An 18,884-nucleotide genomic window follows, 5' to 3' on the forward strand; every position below is an offset into this window, starting at 1 on the left:
GACGGGGGAAAGGACGTCGAGCGTGACGGGGAAGGTGCGCCGGTCCGGGCCGCGCGCCCGTTACCGCCCACGGACTTTGTGGAAGGGTCGTAACAAGCCCTGTGGGACTGCTGGTTCACGATGGCCGGCGCCGACCGATCTCGGATACGGTGCCGGCATGGTTGCGCACGGGGGGCAGGACGAGGGCCGGAGCTTCGATCTCGACGGGAGCGGTGCGACACCGCTGACCTCGGAGGACCCGCGCCGGATCGGCGCGTTCCCGGTGGTCGGGCTGCTCGGCGTCGGCGGGATGGGCCGGGTGTACCTCGGGGTCGCGGAGGACCGCTACACCGCGGTCAAGCGGGTCCATCCGGTGCTGGCCCAGGACCCGGACTTCCTGCGGCACTTCAAGCACGAACTCGACAACCTGGCCAGGCTTCCCGCGGGCGTCAGCGTCCCGCTGCTGGCCACCGACCGCACCGCGAACCCGCCGTGGTTCGCCACGGAGTACATCCCCGGGGTCACCCTCACCGAGGCGGTACGCCTGCACGGCGGACCACTGCCCCGGGCGGCGCTGTGGTACCTGCTGCGTGAACTGGCCGCCCGGCTCAAGGCGTTGCACGCCCTGGATATGCTGCACCGGGACGTCAAGCCGTCCAACGTGATGCTGACGCTCGACGGGCTCGCCCTCATCGACTTCGGCATCGCGCGGGCCGCCGACCAGAGCCGGCTCACCAAGACCGGGATGGTGCTCGGCACGCCCGAGTACATGGCACCCGAACAGGCCCAAGCCGTACGCCCGTTGACCGCGGCCGCCGACGTGTTCGCGCTCGGCAGCCTGCTCTACTTCGCGGCGACCGGCGCCTCGCCCTTCGGCACGGGCTCCGGCCTCGAAGTGCTCTACCGCATCGTGCACACCGAGCCGGACCTGTCCGCGCTGCGCGGCCTGGACCGCGAACTCGCCGACCTGGTCGCCGCGTGCCTCGACAAGTCCCCCGCCGCCCGGCCCACCGCGGCGGACCTGCTCGACCGCGTCGCGGAAGGCGCCGCTCCCGCCGCCGCGGCCTGGCCGGCCGCGGTCGCCGAACAGCTGGAGCGGCGCGCCGCGTTCGCCGCCGCCGTGCCCGCACTCGATGAACTCACCTCCGCCACGGTGGACTTGAAACCGGCGCCTCCCGCCGCGCCGGCTGCTGCGATCGCGGGCGCCGCGGCGGCCGGGCAGGAAGGCACGTCGGCGGAGCCGCCACCCGCCGGCCCCCCGGAAGTCGGCGGCGACCCCGAGAAGCGCGTACGCCCGCCCGAAGCGCCCAAGCGGCGCTCCCGCAAGCTCGTCCTGATCATCCCGATCGTCCTGGCGGCGGGCGGGGTCTCCGCCGTCACCCTCCTGCCGTACGCGTTCTCGCACACCAACGGGAAGCCGTCCGCCGCTTCCTCGTCGGGGCTGTCCGTGTCGCCGTCCGCCGACCCCGGCGGGCCGTCGTCCTCGGCGCACCCCGGCCACTCGACGTCGGCGTCCGCGTCGGCCTCGGGGCACTCCTCCGCCGCGGGCGCGAAGTCGGGCTCGGGCTCGGGCTCGAAGAAGTCGGGAACGGGGTCGGCGGGCGGAACCGGCGGCTCGCACAGCGGCACCAGCGGCACCAGCGGGGGAAGCGGGGGCACGTCCGGGGGCGGGTCGTCCTCGTCGGGGGGCTCGTCCTCGTCCTCGGGCGGGTCCTCCTCCGGCGGGTCCGGTGGGGGCACGACCAAGATCGGCTCGGCGGGGACCTATCGCATCAAGGACGCGGCCGACGGCGGCTGCCTCACGCAGGACACCAGCAGCGGCGGCCCCAGTGCATACGCGGTGAGCGGCTCTTGCGGGTCGGAGTACAGCCCATACTACGAATGGACCTTCTCGCCCGGCCCGAACGGCACCTTCAAGGTGATCAACAAGGGCACCGGTGACTGCCTCACCGCGTTCATGGCCAGCGGCTGGATCAACATGGACGCGTGCGGCTCCAACTCCGGCCAGTACTGGCGGATCGGCGCCACGAAGTCCTCCGGCAGCACGCTGGAGAACACCACCTACTGGCAGTGCATGCAGTTGGCCGCCTCCGCGGAGGTGACCGCCTGTGACTCCACGGACGCCGCGCAGCGGTGGAGCTACGCCGGCAAGGGCTGACCCGACGGCGATCGGGCGCCGATCCCCGCACAGCTCCGCCAGGCCCCCAAGGCGCCCCGCCCCACCAGACGTCAAGGGAACCTTGACAACGCGGGCGCGTCAAGGTCTCCTTGACACGGAGCCGGCCCCGCCGTTTCCCGCCGACGGGTACCCGGCGGCCTCGGACCGCCGCGGCACGACTCCCCCGGAGGCAGACGCGATGAACGGCGAAGAACTGCTCGACGCCCAGGAGACCGCTCGGGTCCGTGAGGGAGTCGCGGAGGCCGTCCTACGGGCCCCCGAAGGGCTGGCCGAGTCCCTGGAGGACGACGCGACGGGCTTCCTGCGCCTGGTGGACGCCACCCGGATCGGCGCCGAGGAGACGAACCGGCTGCTGCGCGAGGCGGTCCAGGGCGCCCGGGCCGCGGGCCACAGTTGGGACACCGTGGGCCGGGTGCTGGGCGTGAGCCGGCAGGCCGCCCAGCAGAGGTTCGCCGGCAAGGCAGCCGACGCCGTCTCCGCCGACCCCGGCACCCGCAGCCCCGGCACCCACAGCCCCGACGGTCCGGAGCGACGCGTCCTGACCCCGCTGACCGCGTTCAACGAAATGGCGGCGCTCGCCCAAGCCGGCGCGGAAGGTTGGCAGTTGGTCGGCTACGGCGCCCTGTACCACGAGGTCGAGGCATCCGACCGCCGCTGGGAGCACTGCCGGGTCACGATCGCGGCCGCCGCCCGGCGCCGGCGCATGGAGGCCGAAGGGTGGGTCCCGGTCGGCGCGGGCTGGTTCCCCTGGCGCTACTACAAGCGGCCGCTGCACGAAGCCGCGGCAGACTGTTGAACCGCCCCCGGTGAAACACCCCCGGGCCGTGCCCCGCACCGGCTCGGATTCCCGCGCGCCGCTTCCTCGAATCGGCCTCGTCACGGGGCGTGCGCTATGTTCCCCGCCATGACCGAGCTTGGACCAGATGTCTGGCCGCCCGCCCCGATCAGGACCGAGCGGCTCGTGCTCCGCGAGCCCGAGGCCCGGGACCGTACGGCGATCGTCGAGCTGTTCTCCGCACCGGAGGTGGGCACCTACACCGGCGGCGCCCGGCCCCGCGAGGAACTCGAGCGCGTGGTGCCCGAGGTGCCGAAACGGCGCCCCGGGCTCTTCGTGGTCGACCTCGACGGAGCGATGATCGGCACCATCGAACTCAACCGCCGCGACGCGGACCATCGCAGCCAGGTCCGCCCGGATGACGGCGAGGCCGAACTCGGCTACCTCTTCCTGCCGCGGGCGTGGGGGCACGGGTACGCCGCCGAAGCGTGCGCGGCGGCACTCGACTGGTTCGCCGCCGCGCTTCCCGGCGAACCGGTGGCGCTCGTCACCCAGACCGCCAACGACCGCTCGATACGCCTCGCGGCGAAGCTGGGGTTCGTCGAGGTGCAACGGTTCGAGGAGTGGGGCGCCGCACAGTGGTTCGGCCGGTGGTCCTCTCCCCCAGCGTCCGCCTGACCCGCGGCCCCTGACGGCACGCACCCGGGCCGGCCGTTCCGAGGAGCGGCCGGCCCGTCCGCCGGCTCCCGACGCTCGGCGCCGGGTGAACCACCGTACGGATCAAGCTCAGCGACTGCCCGCGCCCCTCACGAGGCGGTGCAGCTGAGCGTGGGCACCGTGAACGCGCCGGTGGCGGTGCCCTGCAGGCCGAAGGTGGTCGAACCCGCCGCCGGCAACGCGCCGTTGTACGACAGGTTCGTCGCCGTCACGGCGCTGCCGGACTGCGCGAGGTCCGCGCCCCAGCCGCTGGTCTCCTGCTGGCCACCGGGCCAACTCCACTTCACCGTCCACCCGTTGACCGCCGCCGCACCCGCGGTGACGGTCACGGTCGCGGTGAAGCCGGCGTCCCACTGGTTGTCCACGTGCAGGGCGGCGGTACACCCGCCGCTCCCGGCCCCGCCGGTGTCACCGCCGGTCGAGCCCGCGGACGTCCCCGACGAGGTGCCCGACGACGTACCCGCGCTGGCGCCGCTCGACGTACCGGACGACGCGCCCGAGGAGGTACCCGACGACGCGCCGCCGGACGTACCGCCGCCGTCGAAGGCGGGTGCCTTGATGCTCGCGAGATACCCGTCCTTGACCGTGTCCACCGTCTGCCAGTCGCCCTCCAGGATGCCGCCGGTGTCACCGGAGTCCGGATTCCACGACCAGAAGGTCCAGTTGAAGCTGTCCCCGCCGTACGTGGACGTCGGACGCAGGTAGGTCACCAGCGCCTTGAGCCACTGCTGGTCGGTGGTCGACTGGAGCGTGGTGCCGAACTCGCCGACCCACACCGGGGCGATGTTCTGCTCGAAGAGGTAGCCCCAGTACTTCGACCAGATCCCGGGCATGTTGGCCGGGAAGGTCGGGTCGTCGAACCAGCTCTGCTGCGCGACGCTGGTGGCGTAGTCGTGCGCGGAGTACACCACCCGGTTCGGCACGTCGAGTTCGACCGGGTACTGGCCGGCGCCCATCAGGTTGCCGCCCCACCACCCCGAGGTGCCGTTGTAGGTCTGGATGCCCTCGACGAAGATCAGCAGGTCCGGGTTGACGCCGAGGACCGCGTCGCCCGCGCGCTCGGCGGCCAGCCGCCAGTCGATACTGGTGTCACCGCAGCCCCAACAGGCCGGATCGTGCGGCTCGTTGTGCAGGTCGATGCCGATCACCGCCGGGTTGCCCTGGTAGCGGGTGGCGAGCGCCTTGAGGTCGGTGATCCAGGTGCTCTCCGGGACCGACGCGGTGTACCAGAGCGCCGACTGCCCGCTCGCGTCCGGCCGGTGCCGGTCCAGGATCACCCGCAGGCCGATCGACCCGGCGTAGTCGATGATCTTGTCCATCACCTGGAGCGAGTCCAGGCCCTGCAGGTCGGCGTTCATGTTGTAGAAGTTGATGCTGTCCGGCATCGTGCCCGGCTTGAAGATGTCATCGCTGTACGGCAGCCGGATGGTGTTGTACCCGAGCGACTTCATCTGGTCGATCATGCTCTTGTAGTCGCGCGCCCAAAGGCCGTGCGCCACATGGTTGTCGGTCTCGAAGCCGAACCAGTTGACGCCCGCGATCCGGACCGGCTGGTCGTTCGCGTCGAGGATCTGCCGGCCACTGGTGTGCCAGTAGCCGGTGCCGGCGTCGGCGGTCGTGGCGCGCCCGTCGGCCGCGGCGGGGTCGGCGGCGGCCGTCGCGGACGGCTGGCCGGCCACCGCGAACAGCGCCATCAGCGCGGCGGCGACGAGGCCGGCGAGCACGGCCCGCAGCCGGGCGGGCGTCACGCGCGTTCTCGTGGGACTCGGGGAGGTCTCGGGGCTCGGGGAGCCCGGGTAGGGGACCACGGTGGTGATTCCTCTCGGTGGGGGGAGGGCGCGGCGGAGGAGCGGTGAGCTGTGGGAGCGCTCCCAAGCCGCGCCACCCTGTATGGAAGCGAGGTTGGGCTTCGGCCGTCAAGGGGCCGCGCAGGGTTCAAGAGGTGAAGCGCAGAGGGGAGTTGGCGGAATGCCCGGGCCGGGGCGAACGGGTGGGCCCGGCTGCGCGGGTCCGACCGGCCGCGCCCGCGTCCGTCTCCGTGAAGCCGGCCCTACCGGTGACCGTGTGTGCGCACCGGGGTGAATAATGCCCCGCATGGACCAGGGACTTGCTGCGTTACTGGGTGCGACGGTAGGTGTCGTCGGGACGGTCGCGGCATCGGCGATCTCCAGTGGGGCGACACGGCGGCAGCTGGAGGGACAGGCCAAGGTCGAGCACTCCCAGTGGCGCAGGCAACTGCGGCGAGACGCGTAAATCGCCTTCCTGGCCCCGGCCAACAAGTCGCGCACCGCTCTGAAGATGGCCGCACGAGCGCTGGTCGGCGATGCCCCGGATGTCGCCGAGGCCGATCGGCGGCTCCAGGTCGGGCAGGATCAGTTGGCTCTGGTGCAGGCGGCTTGGGCCGGCCTCGCGGTCGAGGGGCCCGAGTCCGTGGAGCAGGCGGCCCACAGCGTCCACCTGGGGCTCCACTCGATGCATACGACTCTTCTCGCCTGGCGTGACTCCTCGGCCGCCCCGGATCGGAACGTCAACTTCGTCGAGCGTCACGCCGTCGAGGTGACCACGGTCTCCGAGCGCCTCGGCGGCTTCACGTCGGCTGCTCGCACCGCCTTGGACGACACCGACCTTCTGCCGAGCAGGCCCGACTGAGGGTGCGGCGCCGACCACGGCAGATCGCTGGTGGGCCGCCTCGAAGACCGGCTTGGCCATGGTCAACCGGAGGTAGCTCAGAGGCTCCGCGACGACCGGGCGGTGTGGCCGCGGCCCGGCCCGGTGCGGTGGATGTCCCGGGCGGCCAGGGCGATCATGACGGCGGGAATGAGGATGTCGTTGGCGAGGATGCCGCCCGTGTTTCCGGCGGCGTGGTCGCCGTTGGCGAACCACTGGTAGACGTGGCCGATCGTGGCTCCCCAGAGGAACGCAGCGGCCGCCAGCCCGCTGGTGAGGCGCTCGCGGGGCGACGCGGACGCGGCACGGAAGCCCAGCACGGCGAGGCCGAGGTTGGCGAAGGCGATCTCGAACTGGAACGGCGAGTGCGCGAAGCCGATGGTGTCGGCCATGTCCTTCGGGACCGCCAGGAACGAGATCGTGATCCACAGGCTTCCGATGCCGACGGCGCCGACGGCCCACCAGCGCTGCCAGATCTCCGCCGCCGGCCGGCCCGGGGCGCGGCGACGGCAGCTCAGCAGCGCCCCGAGCGCGGGCACCAGCATGAAGAGGAGCGGAAACGTGGTCCGAACGGCATAAGGGAGGGCGTCCATGACTTGAGTGTTGCATGGTTAATATTAACGGCGCAAGAGTCCGGTAGAGTAGGCGCATGGACGAAGGACTGGCAGAGCTCCTGTACCGCGTGGTCATGCTGATGGGCGAGGCGGCCCGGCGCCGCTCCGGCCCGAACCAGCGCCTCTCCCACAGCCAACTGCGGCTGCTGGGCACCCTTGAGGAGATCCAACCCGCCACCCAGCACCAGCTCGCCGAGGCCCTGGCCCTGTCCGACCCCGCCATCAGCCGCGCCCTGCGCCCACTGGAGGCGCAGGGGTACGTGACGATCACCGTCGACCCCGCCCACCGGCGCCGGCGCCTGGTCACCCTCACCCCGATCGGCCAGGACACCTTCCTGGCCGAGGGCAAGCCCCTGGAGGAGGAACTCCGCACCGCCCTCCTGCAGGCCGGCTTCCCCTACGAGCGCTACCTCGCCGACACCCACCGGCTCGCCGCGCTGCTGACACCCGCGCAGCCACGGCGCGCAGCCACGGCCCGGCAACCGGACGGCGCACCGGAGCCGGACGGAGCGGGACCTGCGTGAGCAAGGAGAAGCTGAATTTCCGTCACCTGCCGCTCGGCCAGGAGCGGCAGGTGACCGCTCTCAGCGGCAGGGACGAGCGCCGGCCGAGCGCCTCGCTTCGCAGTCAGCCCCCGGATGACCGCCGCGCCGGTGCGGCGGCGACCGAAGATGCTCTCTGAACGTGATGACCGGCCGGCTTCAGCCTCGGATACGTGACACTCGACATGCGGGCCCACCGGTCTCAGCACCGGACCCCGCGGCGAGGGCGCGGCGCCGCGCGCGGACATGCCGGCCCGGCACACGTGGAACGCCCCGGGCTGCGCACGCGCGGACCGCCCCGGCACGAAATCCGGGCCACCCCGGCACCGTTCGCCACGCGACCGCACAGCGTCGTCGGTTAGGCTTACCTAAGTGCCTGGCGGCCCGGGCGTGCATCGCGGAGGCCGCCCGGAGCGTGCGCACGGCATGCACGAGGCACACGGACAGCCGAGCGCGCGAGACAGCGCGAGGAAGCGGGCGCATCGATGGCGGAACGACCGCAACGCAGGACCCCCACCCCGAAGCGCGCGACCGTACTGCGCGGCGAGAGGATCACCCCGCACATGGTCCGGGTGGTGCTGGCCGTGGACCCGGCCGCCGCCCTGGACATCGGGGAGTACACCGACCACTACGTCAAACTGCTCTTCCCCGCCGAGGGCGAGACCTTCCCCGAGCCGCTGGACATCGAGGCGATCCGCCGCGACCAGCCCCGGGAGCGCTGGCCCCGGACCCGCACCTACACCGTCCGGTCCTACGACCCGGGCACCCGCGAGATGGCGCTGGACTTCGTGGTCCACGGCGACGAGGGCGTCGCCGGTCCCTGGGCGGCCCGGGCGCAGGCCGGCGAGGTGCTGTACTTCAGTGGTCCGGGCGGCGGGTACGCCCCCGACCCGGCCGCCGACTGGCATCTGCTCGCCGGCGACGAGAGCGCGCTGCCCGCGATCGGCGCCGCGCTCGACCGACTGCCGGCCGACGCGACCGCGAAGGTCTTCATCGAGGTCTCCGGGCCCGAGGAGGAGCAGAAGTTCGACGTCGGCCCCGGCACCGAGGTGGTGTGGCTGCACCGCGGCACCGGCCAGGTCGGCGCCGCACTGGTCGACGCGGTCACCGCGCTCGACTTCCCGGCCGGCCGCGTGCACGTCTTCGTGCACGGCGAGGCCACGTTCGTCCGCGACCTGCGCCGCCACCTGCGCCTGGACCGCGGCATCCCGCGCGAGGACCTGTCCATCTCGGGTTACTGGCGCCGCGGCAAGGACGAGGACGGCTGGCAGTCCTCCAAGCGGGAGTGGAACGCGGAGGTCGAGCGCGAGCAGGAGGGCGCACCGGCCGCCTCGTAACGGCAGGACGTACGGGAGGCGGCACCCGCCGAAGGGTGCCGCCTCCCGCCCGGTCCCGGAGGATCAGACGGCCTTCTGGTACGACCGCAGAGTGCGGGTGGAGAGCCAGACCGCGGCCAGGGCGAGCGCGACCAGGGCGCCGCCGCGGGTGAGGACCAGCGAACCGTCCGGGTGCGCGGCCATGGCCGAACGCCCGGCGACCAGCGCCCAGTTGACGGGGTTGACGGCAGCGACGTGCCGCATCCAGGAGGGCATCAGGCCAGGGGCCATGAAGGCCGAGGAGAGGAAGGTCAGCGGCAGCAGCAGGAAGGTGTTGATGCCGATGATGCTCTCGCGCTGCCTGACCAGCATGCCCAACGCGTTGGAGAACGCGCCGAAGACCGTGCCGAGCAGGACGGACGCCACGACGAGCAGCGCCAACCCGCCGACGCCGCCCGGGTAGTGCGCCCCGCCCGCCTTGCCGAGCAGGATGATCACCACCGACTGGAGCGCGGTGCTCAGACCCTGCTGGACCACGCCGGCGTTCATCAGGGCGGCCCGGCTGACCGGGGTGATCAGGAAGCGGTTGAGGGTGCCGCGCTCGATCTCCTCCAACATGCCCATGCCCGCCCACATGTTGGAGGACACCGCGCTCATCACCACCACCCCGGGCACGAGGTAGTCCAGGTAGGAACCGCCGCCGAAGCCCGGCAGTTCGACGACCTTGCGGAAGAGCGAGCCGAACAGGAAGAGCCAGATGACGGGTTGGACCAGCGTGATGACGACCACGACCGGCTGGCGAACGATCGCGACGATCTGACGCTGCGTCATGTACCAGGTCTGGGCCAGGACTTCACCCCCGCGCCGGACCCTTCCTGCGTCGGTCGCAGCGGAGGCGGCGGATGAGCCGGCGGACCCGCCGGGCGCCGAGGTGTGCGGGGTCGCGGTGCTCATCGGGCGTCTCCGGAAGTCGTGGCGGCGGTACGGGAGTCGGCGGGCGGGTTCGTGGCGGTGGTACGGGCGTCGGCGAGGGCTCGGGTCCCGCCGGGGCCCGCGCCCGCGTCGGCGCCGGCCTCGGCGAACCGCCGCCCGGCGTACCGCAGATACACGTCGTCGAGCGACGGCCGGGCGACGGTGACGGCCGCGACCGCCGCGCCCTGCCGCTCCAGCGCGGCCAGCACGTGCGGTACGGCGGCGGGCCCGTCGTCGGCACGGGCGCTGACCCGGCGGCCGTCGACGTCCACCTCCCGCACCCCGGCGAAGGTGTCGAGCGCGGTACGCAGCAGCCCGGCGTCGACCGGGCCGGGCGCGTCGCGCAGCTCCACATGGACCGCGTCGCCGCGCAGTTCGCCCTTGAGCGCGTCCGGGGTGCCCTCGGCGACGACCCGGCCGCGGTCCACGATGGCGATCCGCTCGGCGAGCCGGTCGGCCTCGTCGAGGTAGTGCGTGGTGAGCAGGATGGTCAGGCCGTCGTCGCCGGCCAGCCGGGCGATCTCGGCCCACATCGCGGTGCGCGCCTCCGGGTCGAGCCCGGTGGTGGGCTCGTCCAGGAAGAGCACCTCGGGGCGGTGCACCAGGCCGAGCGCGACATCGAGCCGGCGCTGCATGCCGCCGGAGTAGGTGTTGACCTTGCGGCGCCCTGCGCCGGCCAGGTCGAACCGGTCCAGCAGTTCGTCGGCGCGCCGCGCCAGGGCGGCGCCGCGCAGCCCGTACAGCCGGCCTTGCAGCAGCAGGTTCTCCCGGCCGGTGGCGACCGGGTCGGCGCCGGAATGCTGGGCGACGACGCCGATGGCGCGCCGTACCCGCTCCGGGTGGCGCAGCGCGTCGTGCCCGGCGACCAGGACGGCGCCGGAGTCGGGGCGGGCGAGGGTGGTCAGGACCCGGACGGTGGTGGACTTTCCGGCGCCGTTCGGGCCGAGCAGGCCGAAGACGGTGCCGGGCGCGACGGTGACGGACATGCCGTCCAGGGCCCGGACGTCGCCCGGGTAGGTCTTGACCAGGTCGGTGGCCGCCACGGCGGGCGGGTGCGTGCTCATGAGGGTTCCTCCGTGGGAAGGGTGGCCGGGGCGCGCGAGGGCGCCGCCGGTCGGCGGAGGCATGAGCGGCTCCCGAAGGAGGAGCCGGGCTATCGTGGGTGTGCCGCACCTCGATCACCTGGCACCCGCTCATGCGCGGAGTGCCCCCAGAAGGCTCTGGGGACGGTCGTGGTTGGTGTTCCGGCGTCCGCTGTTGCAGCAGCGGGCGCCGGTCTTGCTCCCGGGCCGGCCTGCCCCCGGGCCCCGCACGGTCGTGCGCGAGGGGGCACCGGCGGGTCCTCTCCCCCGGTGCCGTCATGCCGTACCGACGGGGTGGCCGGCTCCGACCCGCGGGCAGCGCCGCGGGCCAGGGGGTGGGTCCGATCAGAGCGTCAGGGTCAGAGAGCCAAGTCGCGTCTGGTCAGGTCGGGTTCGGGGTCACCCGCTCTCCTTGTGCTCCCCGGGCGGGTCGGCCGCCTGGGCCGCCCCGGCCGCCTCGGCCGGGTCGAAGCCCTCCAGCCGTTCCTCCAGACGGGACCACTCGTCCGGCATTTCGCCGGTCTCGTGCCAGCTGCGCCACTGCCCGATCCCGTCGAGGGTGCCGTCGGCGAACTCCTGGTATGTCGCGCGCAGCCAGGCGATCTGCGCCCGCACCATGTGGAGTTGGTAGTCGATCTCGATGACGAACATCCGCGGGAGTTCGCCGTCCAGCGCGTCCAGCACCCCGCGCAGCCCGGCCGCCTGGACCTCCAGCGCGCGCAGCCGGTCCCTGAGCAGGTCGGTCGCCTCGTCCGGGTGCAGGGCGCCCATCAGCGAGAGCGCGGTCTCGAAGAGCGGGTACTCCTGCGCCGGCACGGCGACCAGGTCGGCGAGCCAGTCGTGCATCTCGATCCGGCCGTCATCGGTGAGCCCGTAGACGGTCCGCTCGGGGCGGTTGCCGTCCCGCTGCACGCCCGCGACCTCGACCAAGCCGTGCTTTTCGAGGTTCTGCACCACGGTGTAGAGCGAACCGAAGTTGATCTTGATGCTGTTTTCCTTGCCGCGTTGACGCAGCAGCCGCGCGATCTCGTACGGGTGCATCGGGCGCTCGGCGAGGGTCACCATCACCGCGAGGGCCAGCGGATTCGTCAGCTTGCGGCGCCGCGCCACCGGTACCCACCTCCTCACTCGTCGCCGTATATCCGGGTACGAATATATCGCGACTGTCAGCATCCGACAAGTGCGATGTATCGCGAGTTTCGCGGGCCGGCGATGTGGCCCTCCCGCTCCCGGCTCGGCCCCGGCCGCCGCTCCCGGCTCGCCCTCGTCCGCCCCGCGCACGGGAACGCGAAAGCCCGGCTCCGCTCGGCACGTTGGAGGTGCCGAGCGGAGCCGGGCTCGTCCCGGGCTGCGCGCACGCCGCGCCGGGTCCCGGCGCTCGCGGATCAGCCGGGCGGCCGTGTAGTCGGGCGGCCGGGCAGCCGGGCGACCAAGCCCCCGGTCACCCGCTCACGCCATGGTCAGCGCGTCCTGCCATGCGGTGCGGTCGGCCACGGCGGTACGCCACCGGCGCAGGGTGCGCGGCGGGATGCCGATCGCCAGCACCCCCGTCAACGTCTCACCGGAGCGGTAGGCGACGAGGAAGCGGCCGTCCGTGGGGTCGCCCTCCACCACCTGCGCCTGGCTGCTGCCGCGCAGCATGCCGTACGCCTGGATCTTGACGTCGTACTGGTCGGACCAGAAGTACGGGATCGGGGCGAAGGGCCGGCTTTCCTGCGGGTGCAGGAGGTTGCGGGCGGCGGCCATGCCCTGCTCGGCCGCGTTGGTGCGGTGCTCGATCCGCATCCGGGTGCCGAAGAGCGGGTTGAGCCATCGCGCGACGTCCCCGGCGGCGTACACACCGGGTGCGGCGGCGCTGTACTCGTCGCATTCGACCCCGTCGGCCACGCCCAGTCCGCTGCCGCGCAGCCATTCGGTGTTGGGGAGCGAGCCGATCGCGGTGACCACGTCGTCGGCCGGGAGGACGGTTCCGTCCGCCAGCCGCACTCCGGTCACCCGGCCCTCCTCCGCGGTGATCCCCGCGACCGCCGTCGCGGTCCGCAGGTCCACGCCCTGCTCGCGGTGCACCTGCGCCAGGTGGGCGCCGACCTGGTGCCCGAGCGCGTCGGCGAGGAGCACGGCGGACGGCTCGACGAGCGTGACGGCGGCGCCCAGGGCGCGGGCGGCGGCGGACACCTCGGTGCCGAGGAACCCGCCGCCCACCACGACCAGGCGCCGCCCGGCGGCCAGCCGGTCCCGCAGGACCACGGCGTCCTCCAGGTCACGCAGGACGTGGAGGCCGGCGGTGCCGGACGGGGCCAGGCGGCGCGGACGGACTCCGGTGCAGACGACCAGTCCGTCGTAGGCGAGTTCGGCGCCGTCCGCCAGGGTCAGCGTGCGGCCGGCCGCCGAGAGGGCCGCGGCCGGCACGCCGAGCCGCAGGACCACGTCGAGGGCGTCCAGATCGGCCGGCCCGCGCAGGGCGGTGCGCTCGACCGGCCACTGCCCGGTGAGGACCTGCTTGGACAGCGGCGGCCGATCGTACGGAAGGTGCTTCTCCGACCCGACGAGGGTCAGGGCGCCGTCGTACCCGTCGCGGCGCAGGGTCTCGGTCGCCGCCAGCCCGGCGGCCGAGGCCCCGACGACCACCACGCGGCGCGGGGGACCGCTGGTCACTCACTCACCAGCCGGATCGCCGCGGCGGGGCAGAGCGCGGCCGCCTCCTTCACGTCCTCGTACCGGTCGGCTCCCGGCCGGTCCGTCAGCATCTCCACGATGCCCTCGTCGTCCTGGTCGAACACGTCGGGCGCCGCCAGCACGCACTGCCCGGACGCCACGCACTTGGGCTGTTCCACTTCGACACGCATGGGATGCCTCGCTTTCGAAAGGGCAACTGCTACCAGGTGACCGGGAGTTCGTAAACGCCGTAGACCAGTCCGTCGTGCTTGTAGTCCAGTTGGTCCTCGTCCACGGCCAACTCCAGCGTCCGGATGCGGGAGTAGAGGGTGCTGTAGACGACCTGGAGCTCGACCCGGGCCAGCGGCTGGCCCAGGCACTGGTGGACGCCGAAGCCGAAGGCGACGTGCTGCCGGGCGTCGCGGGTGACGTCGAGGCGGTCCGGGTCGGGGAAGACCCGCGGGTCGCGGTTGGCGGCCTCGCCGGCCAGGATGACGCCGTCGCCGGCGCGGATCACCTCGCCGTCGATCTCGATGTCCTCAAGCGCCACGCGGCGGCGCCCGGAGTGCGCGATGGTGAGGTAGCGCAGCAGTTCCTCCACCGCCGCGGCGACCACCTTGGGGTCGTCGGTGTCGCGCAGCAGGGCGAGTTGGTCCGGGTGCCGCAGCAGCGCGACCGTGCCGAGCGCGATCATGTTCGCCGTCGTCTCGTGCCCCGCGCTGAGCAGGAGGACACCCATCTGCGCCGCCTCGCGCCGCGTCATCTGCCCGGCGTCCACGCGCTGCCCGGCGAGCGTGGAGAGCAGGTCCTCGCCGGGCCGGGCCTGCTTGTCGCCCAGGAGGTCGTCCAGGTAGTCGACGAGGGCGTTCTGCGCGGCGACGACCTCCTCGGGCGTCGAGGTGCGGCGGACGATGACCCTGGTGTTGCGCTGGAAGAAGTCGTGGTCGTCGTACGGCACTCCGAGCAGTTCACAGATGACCAGGCTGGGCACCGGCGTCGCGAACGCCTCGACGAGGTCGACCGGCCGCGGACCGTCGAGCAGGCGGTCGATCAGCCCGTCGACGATGGTCTGCACGGACCATCGCAGCGCCTCGACGTTCTTGATGGCGAAGGGAGCGGTCACCATGCGCCGCAGCCGCGCGTGCTCCGGGTCGTCCATCGTGAGGAAGGTCCGCCGGATCTGGTCGCCGGCCCGACCCGCCGCGTTGCGGTACGGATAGCCGGGGTTCGTGGTGTCGGCGCTCAGCCGCGCATCGCCGAGCAGGGCGCGCATGTGGTCGTACCGGGTGACGAGCCAGGGGCTGGTGCCGTCCCAGATGCGCACCCGGGCGAGCGGCTTCTGCTCTTGCAGGGTCAGCAGTGCGGGCGGCGGGTCGAAGGGACACCCGGCCGCTCGGGGCATCGGGTAGTCGGGGTGTTCGAGGTGTTCGGACGGCGTGACCGTCGAGATCTCGGCCATACGTGCCTCCTCGGCAGGAGTGGCCACCCAACATCCCTAACGGCGTTAGGTGCCATGGGCAACGATATCGACACCGTGCGTCACATCAACACCACGCAGGGCACCGTCGTCGCTATTCGGCCATCACACGGTCGAGCAGGTCGTCCGCCCGGTGCGCGATGCTCTCCAGGTCCGCCTCGAAGGGCAGGGCCATCGTGATGGCCACGATCCCGTGCAGGGCGGACCACAGCAGCAGCGCGTCCTTGCGGTCCCGCTCCGCACCTGGCCGGGCGGTGCGGCAGGCGGCCACCGCGTCCTGCCACACCCCGTACAGCAGCCACACCGGGTGCTGCGGGGACTGCTCGCGGGGCGCCGTGACCCGCTCCAGACCGAACATCAGCCGGTAGCGCGTCGGGTTCTCCAGCGCGAACCCGCAGTACCGGTGGGCCATCGCGCGCAGCGCCGCCGGCGGCCCGGAGTGCTCCTGCCGGTCCCACGTCGCGTGCAGGTCGGCGACCAGCGTCTCGTACGCCTGCTGCGTCACGGCCGCCACCAGGTCGGAACGGTCCTTGAAGTGCAGGTAGATGCTGGGGGCGGAGATCCCGACCTCCCTGGCGACCGCGCGCAGCGACACCGCGTCCTCGCGCCCGGCCGCCGCCAGCAGCCGCGCCGCCGCCGACAGGATCTCCGTCTTCAGCGCGGCCCCCTCACCCCACTGGCTCGGTGTGCGCCGCTTGAACGTCTCCGCCATCCCCGCTCCTTCCGCCGCCCTTCCCCGGAGCATTATCGAAGCTGACCGGAACCGGACCGTCCCCCGCGACGCACCCTTGCCAGGCCCGCGCCCGCGTGAACGCCTCGCCGCCCCAGGGCCGGGCTCTGGTCCGGGCCCTGATCCGGCCCTGGTCGGGGCCTAGTCCGGGACGGGCACGGACGAGGGGCGGAAGATCCGTTCGCGGGTGAACCAGCCGAGCGCGCCGCAGGCGACGAAGAGCAGCGAGCCGACCAGCATGCACCAGAAGCCGAAGTCGACGTGGACGGCGTACGCCATGTCCCGGCGGCCGGGGTCGGTGCCGCCGATGGCGAAGACGGTGAGGTGGGTCGGTACGGCCGCGCGGCTGATCCCGAGCAGGATGAGGGCAGCCAGGCCGATCAGCCCGCCGGGGCCGGCGCCCTCGCCCGGGTCACCGTCGTCCTGGGGAGCGGAGTCCGCCGAGGAGGCGGGGGACGTGGGGGACGCGGGAGACGCTGGGGACGCGGCCGAAGCCACCGGAGCCGTCCGATCCGCCGGGCGGGAGCCGCCGCGCCGCCAGTCGGACAGCGCAGGGACCCGCCACCAGCCGCGCAGCGCCCCGAACCAGCGCCCGCCCTCCAGCAGCATGAACACCGGCCCGAGCGCCCCCAGCCAGTGGACCGAGAACGCGCCGTAGCCATGGCCACCGGTACCGAGTGGCGCCCCGCTCGGCGGCACCGTGCTGAACCAGTGGGTGACCAGCCCGAGGAAGCCGGCCACCCCGCCCACCACGAAGCCCCAACTCCACCACGGAAGACGGCGGTTCATCGGGCGCCCTTTTCGCGCTCGGCCGCTGCGGAGACGGGCGCGCGCACCGCGGCCCTGGTCCCCGCGGGCCCCACCGCACCGGGCGCCACCGCTCCCGACGGCTCCTCCTCCGCCGGCAGCGTCCCCGCCGTCACCCCCCAGTGCGCGGGCACCACCTCGCGCGCCGCGGCCAGGAACGCCGCCGCGCGATCGGCCGCCGCCGGGCCCTCGAAGAAGAAGCTGACGAAGTCCGGTTCGCGCAACGTGGTGTCCGCCCCGCCGTTCGCCTCGGCCAGTTCCGGCAACGTACGGGCCAGCAAAGGCCGTTCCTCCGCGGAGACCCCCGCGCCGTGCCGTACGGCCACCGCATGGGTGCCGCGCAGGTCCATCGCGACGGCCGCGGTCAGCGCCCGGGCGCTGAACCGCGGGGTGCGGAACTCCCACGGCTTCATCGCCGGAGGAGGGAAGCCGTGCCTCTCCAACTCCTTGAGGATCAGGCGCCGTTGGTGGTCGCCCTTGCTCTCGCCGTCGTCGTCGAGGGTCGCCAGCGCCATCAACACCGGTCCCCCGCAGTAGTCCTGGCGCTGCACCTGGGTCAGGAACCGGCCCAGCGGAGGTTCCTGCCCCCGCAGCACCAGCCGCAACTGGTACGTGGAAGGGGTGTTCGCGGTGCCCGACCCGCGCTCGGAGTAGACCAGGCCGGCGATGTCCGCCCAGGGGAAGCGCCGGCGGCGCACCACCCGCTGGATGGTGACGCCCTGGTCGTCGAAGACCAGCTTCACCAGGAACCGCATCTGGAGCCAGTGGAAGACCACCACCGACCCCAGCACCGCCAACGCCCACCAGCCGCGCACGTCCGTGTGCGTGGAGAACGCCACCACCGCGTACACGACGACGAAGTACCCGAGGTCGATGCCGAGCGCCCTCGAATGCTCCTCAAGCAGCGGACTGAGCCGCACCGTAGTGGCCATGCGCCAGAACCTACGCGAACCCCGCGGGCCCGCGGGCCCGATCCGCGCGAGTCACCGGCCCCCGGCGACGAAGCCGGGGGGCCCGCCCGCAACCCGAGTGACGGGGGCGAGAACAGGGCCGCCCGGGGCGCGAGTTGCTACCGGGCCCGGCCCGGGGCGCCCACCGACGTCGGCAGGACCTGCTCCGGTGTGCGCAGCCCTCCCCCGCTCCGCCCGGTCGGCGTGCCGCGGCCGCGCTGCTTGATGCGCCGGCACGGCTCCTCCACGAGGAAGTAGGAGGCCAGCGCCATGATGAAGGTGGCGAGCAGCGTGGAGGGGAAGAGCATGCGCTGGACACCCAGGTCGCTCAGCAGGTGCATCAGCGGGTAGTGCCACAGGTAGAGCCCGTAGCTGAGGTTGCGGCCGATCCAGGCGAGCGGGGCGAGCGAGAGCACCTTGTTCAGCGGCGAGCCCGGCAGGAGTTCCAGCGAGGTCAGCAGCACCACCGCGAGCAGCGCGGTGACGAGGAAGCCGACGGTGTACTCCGGCGCGATCCACCCGCTGTCGCCGGTGATCTGCAGCTGCCAGGCCATCAGGCCCAGCAGCGCGAACGCGGGCACCCACAGCCGCGCCGACCAGGTCCGCATCGTCTCCCGCCAGGGGTCGTCCGGGGCGAGCCGGGCGAGCACGATCGCCAGCACCGCACCGGCCAGCAGCTGGTCGGCGCGGGTGTCGGGCCCGTTGTAGATGCGGTGCGCGGCCTCGGCGTTCCACAGGTGGAAGCGCCACAGCACGGGCAGCAGCGTGAGCACGGCCGCGGCGATCAGCACCGTACGGGCCCTGAGCCGGCGCAGCAGCAGGAGGAGCACCGGCGGCCACAGCAGGTAGAACTGCTCCTCGACGCCGAGCGACCAGGTGTGCCCGAGGGGGGCGGTCACACCGGTGTAGGCGCCGGACTGGGCCGCGCGGACCAGGTTGACCAGCGAGAACGCGGCCAGCAGGGCCGCCGACACGCCGTGCCGGAAGGACTGCACCGGCGCGAAGCTCAGCAGCGCGGTCACGGCGCAGACCACCAGGAGCGCGGGCACCAGCCGCAGCCAGCGGCGGCGGTAGAACTGCCGCAGGCTGATGTCGCCGGTCCTGGCGAACTCCGCGATGAGCAGCCGGGTGATCACGAAACCGCTGATGGTGTAGAAGACGTCCACACCGATGGAGCCACCGGGCAGCTTGTCCGGGTTGAAGTGGTAGACGATGACGAGCATCACGGCCAGCGTGCGCAGCCCGTCGATGCCGTTGACCCGCTTGCCGGGGGTCCTGACCGCCGAGGGAAAGGGCGCGGTCTCCGGTCCTCTTGTTGCCGCCTCTCGTTGGCCGCTGTCCTGGCGCGTGCTGGTGGGGGGTTGACTGCTCACGCAGGTACCGCTTCCCTGCTATCGCTGATTGATGGCAAATACATTCGCC

19 protein-coding genes are annotated in these 18,884 nt (G+C 72.8%); 7 read left to right on the forward strand and 12 right to left on the reverse strand.

The genetic code is table 11. From position 1 onward, the window contains the following. Nucleotides 1-157: 157 nt before the first annotated feature. From OG370_RS07575 to OG370_RS07585, 3 genes are all read left to right on the forward strand, one after another. Nucleotides 158-2,137 (forward strand): serine/threonine-protein kinase, encoded by a 1,980-nt coding sequence (locus OG370_RS07575; RefSeq protein WP_328461895.1) that lies wholly within the window; start codon nucleotides 158-160, stop codon nucleotides 2,135-2,137. Between the two features lie 199 nt (nucleotides 2,138-2,336). Next, a complete protein-coding gene (locus tag OG370_RS07580) occupies nucleotides 2,337-2,954 on the forward strand; it encodes a hypothetical protein (protein WP_328461897.1) in 618 nt (205 codons plus the stop codon). A 108-nt stretch (nucleotides 2,955-3,062) separates the two neighbouring features. Then, the gene (locus tag OG370_RS07585; protein ID WP_328461899.1) at nucleotides 3,063-3,611 is read left to right on the forward strand and encodes a GNAT family N-acetyltransferase; all 549 of its coding nucleotides are present in this window, start codon (nucleotides 3,063-3,065) and stop codon (nucleotides 3,609-3,611) included. A 128-nt stretch (nucleotides 3,612-3,739) separates the two neighbouring features. Here OG370_RS07585 and OG370_RS07590 read toward each other — a convergent pair whose 3' ends face one another. Then, nucleotides 3,740-5,344, reverse strand: a complete 1,605-nt coding sequence (locus OG370_RS07590) for a cellulase family glycosylhydrolase (protein ID WP_328473877.1) — start codon at nucleotides 5,342-5,344, stop codon at nucleotides 3,740-3,742. A gap of 604 nt (nucleotides 5,345-5,948) precedes the next feature. Between OG370_RS07590 and OG370_RS07595 the strand changes: the two genes are divergently transcribed. Continuing rightward, nucleotides 5,949-6,299: a hypothetical protein gene (locus OG370_RS07595; protein ID WP_328461901.1), complete on the forward strand. Its 351-nt coding sequence runs from the start codon at nucleotides 5,949-5,951 to the stop codon at nucleotides 6,297-6,299. Between the two features lie 77 nt (nucleotides 6,300-6,376). On the opposite strand, the gene OG370_RS07600 is transcribed toward OG370_RS07595, so the two are convergent. Next, entirely contained in the window at nucleotides 6,377-6,910 is a 534-nt protein-coding gene (locus OG370_RS07600; RefSeq protein WP_328461903.1) for a DUF6790 family protein, read from the reverse strand. A gap of 56 nt (nucleotides 6,911-6,966) precedes the next feature. On the opposite strand from OG370_RS07600, the gene OG370_RS07605 reads away from it, so the two are divergent. From OG370_RS07605 to OG370_RS07615, 3 genes are all read left to right on the forward strand, one after another. Continuing rightward, nucleotides 6,967-7,455, forward strand: a complete 489-nt coding sequence (locus OG370_RS07605) for a MarR family winged helix-turn-helix transcriptional regulator (RefSeq protein ID WP_328461905.1) — start codon at nucleotides 6,967-6,969, stop codon at nucleotides 7,453-7,455. Next, on the forward strand, nucleotides 7,452-7,613 hold the full coding sequence (locus OG370_RS07610; RefSeq protein ID WP_328461907.1) for a hypothetical protein: 162 nt from the start codon (nucleotides 7,452-7,454) through the stop codon (nucleotides 7,611-7,613). The genes OG370_RS07605 and OG370_RS07610 overlap by 4 nt, the downstream gene beginning before the upstream one ends. Nucleotides 7,614-7,958: 345 nt before the next feature. Continuing rightward, entirely contained in the window at nucleotides 7,959-8,810 is an 852-nt protein-coding gene (locus OG370_RS07615; protein ID WP_328461909.1) for a siderophore-interacting protein, read from the forward strand. A gap of 63 nt (nucleotides 8,811-8,873) precedes the next feature. Here OG370_RS07615 and OG370_RS07620 read toward each other — a convergent pair whose 3' ends face one another. From OG370_RS07620 to OG370_RS07665, 10 genes are all read right to left on the reverse strand, one after another. Next, nucleotides 8,874-9,620 (reverse strand): ABC transporter permease, encoded by a 747-nt coding sequence (locus OG370_RS07620; protein WP_328473879.1) that lies wholly within the window; start codon nucleotides 9,618-9,620, stop codon nucleotides 8,874-8,876. Nucleotides 9,621-9,739: 119 nt separating this feature from the next. Beyond that, on the reverse strand, nucleotides 9,740-10,825 hold the full coding sequence (locus tag OG370_RS07625) for an ATP-binding cassette domain-containing protein (RefSeq protein WP_328461911.1): 1,086 nt from the start codon (nucleotides 10,823-10,825) through the stop codon (nucleotides 9,740-9,742). 417 nt (nucleotides 10,826-11,242) lie between these two features. Continuing rightward, a complete protein-coding gene (locus tag OG370_RS07630; RefSeq protein ID WP_328461913.1) occupies nucleotides 11,243-11,953 on the reverse strand; it encodes a PadR family transcriptional regulator in 711 nt (236 codons plus the stop codon). Between the two features lie 339 nt (nucleotides 11,954-12,292). Next, the gene (locus OG370_RS07635; RefSeq protein WP_328461915.1) at nucleotides 12,293-13,498 is read right to left on the reverse strand and encodes an NAD(P)/FAD-dependent oxidoreductase; all 1,206 of its coding nucleotides are present in this window, start codon (nucleotides 13,496-13,498) and stop codon (nucleotides 12,293-12,295) included. After that, nucleotides 13,495-13,689, reverse strand: a complete 195-nt coding sequence (locus tag OG370_RS07640) for a ferredoxin (RefSeq protein ID WP_328461917.1) — start codon at nucleotides 13,687-13,689, stop codon at nucleotides 13,495-13,497. Before OG370_RS07640 ends, OG370_RS07635 begins: the two co-directional genes overlap by 4 nt. A 29-nt stretch (nucleotides 13,690-13,718) precedes the next feature. Next, the gene (locus OG370_RS07645; RefSeq protein ID WP_328461919.1) at nucleotides 13,719-14,957 is read right to left on the reverse strand and encodes a cytochrome P450; all 1,239 of its coding nucleotides are present in this window, start codon (nucleotides 14,955-14,957) and stop codon (nucleotides 13,719-13,721) included. Between the two features lie 112 nt (nucleotides 14,958-15,069). Further along, complete coding sequence (locus tag OG370_RS07650; protein ID WP_328461921.1) at nucleotides 15,070-15,687, reverse strand: TetR/AcrR family transcriptional regulator; 618 nt, start codon at nucleotides 15,685-15,687, stop codon at nucleotides 15,070-15,072. 159 nt (nucleotides 15,688-15,846) lie between these two features. Further along, nucleotides 15,847-16,494: a hypothetical protein gene (locus OG370_RS07655; RefSeq protein ID WP_328461923.1), complete on the reverse strand. Its 648-nt coding sequence runs from the start codon at nucleotides 16,492-16,494 to the stop codon at nucleotides 15,847-15,849. After that, a complete protein-coding gene (locus OG370_RS07660) occupies nucleotides 16,491-17,444 on the reverse strand; it encodes a PH domain-containing protein (protein ID WP_328461925.1) in 954 nt (317 codons plus the stop codon). The genes OG370_RS07655 and OG370_RS07660 overlap by 4 nt, the downstream gene beginning before the upstream one ends. Nucleotides 17,445-17,581: 137 nt before the next feature. After that, nucleotides 17,582-18,835, reverse strand: a complete 1,254-nt coding sequence (locus OG370_RS07665; protein ID WP_328461927.1) for an acyltransferase family protein — start codon at nucleotides 18,833-18,835, stop codon at nucleotides 17,582-17,584. Nucleotides 18,836-18,884 lie beyond the last annotated feature (49 nt).

The sequence above is a fragment of the Streptomyces sp. NBC_00448 genome (assembly GCF_036014115.1).
Classification (GTDB): domain Bacteria; phylum Actinomycetota; class Actinomycetes; order Streptomycetales; family Streptomycetaceae; genus Actinacidiphila.

Coding starts and splice junctions, on each gene's coding strand:
- OG370_RS07650 (WP_328461921.1), bottom strand. CDS start 15,687: ATGGCGGAGACGTTCAAGCGGCGCACACCGAGCCAGTGGGGTGAGGGG.
- OG370_RS07625 (WP_328461911.1), bottom strand. CDS start 10,825: ATGAGCACGCACCCGCCCGCCGTGGCGGCCACCGACCTGGTCAAGACC.
- OG370_RS07615 (WP_328461909.1), top strand. CDS start 7,959: ATGGCGGAACGACCGCAACGCAGGACCCCCACCCCGAAGCGCGCGACC.
- OG370_RS07605 (WP_328461905.1), top strand. CDS start 6,967: ATGGACGAAGGACTGGCAGAGCTCCTGTACCGCGTGGTCATGCTGATG.
- OG370_RS07655 (WP_328461923.1), bottom strand. CDS start 16,494: ATGAACCGCCGTCTTCCGTGGTGGAGTTGGGGCTTCGTGGTGGGCGGG.
- OG370_RS07575 (WP_328461895.1), top strand. CDS start 158: ATGGTTGCGCACGGGGGGCAGGACGAGGGCCGGAGCTTCGATCTCGAC.
- OG370_RS07590 (WP_328473877.1), bottom strand. CDS start 5,344: ATGGCGCTGTTCGCGGTGGCCGGCCAGCCGTCCGCGACGGCCGCCGCC.
- OG370_RS07620 (WP_328473879.1), bottom strand. CDS start 9,620: ATGACGCAGCGTCAGATCGTCGCGATCGTTCGCCAGCCGGTCGTGGTC.
- OG370_RS07600 (WP_328461903.1), bottom strand. CDS start 6,910: ATGGACGCCCTCCCTTATGCCGTTCGGACCACGTTTCCGCTCCTCTTC.
- OG370_RS07640 (WP_328461917.1), bottom strand. CDS start 13,689: ATGCGTGTCGAAGTGGAACAGCCCAAGTGCGTGGCGTCCGGGCAGTGC.
- OG370_RS07645 (WP_328461919.1), bottom strand. CDS start 14,957: ATGGCCGAGATCTCGACGGTCACGCCGTCCGAACACCTCGAACACCCC.
- OG370_RS07580 (WP_328461897.1), top strand. CDS start 2,337: ATGAACGGCGAAGAACTGCTCGACGCCCAGGAGACCGCTCGGGTCCGT.
- OG370_RS07595 (WP_328461901.1), top strand. CDS start 5,949: ATGGCCGCACGAGCGCTGGTCGGCGATGCCCCGGATGTCGCCGAGGCC.
- OG370_RS07585 (WP_328461899.1), top strand. CDS start 3,063: ATGACCGAGCTTGGACCAGATGTCTGGCCGCCCGCCCCGATCAGGACC.
- OG370_RS07660 (WP_328461925.1), bottom strand. CDS start 17,444: ATGGCCACTACGGTGCGGCTCAGTCCGCTGCTTGAGGAGCATTCGAGG.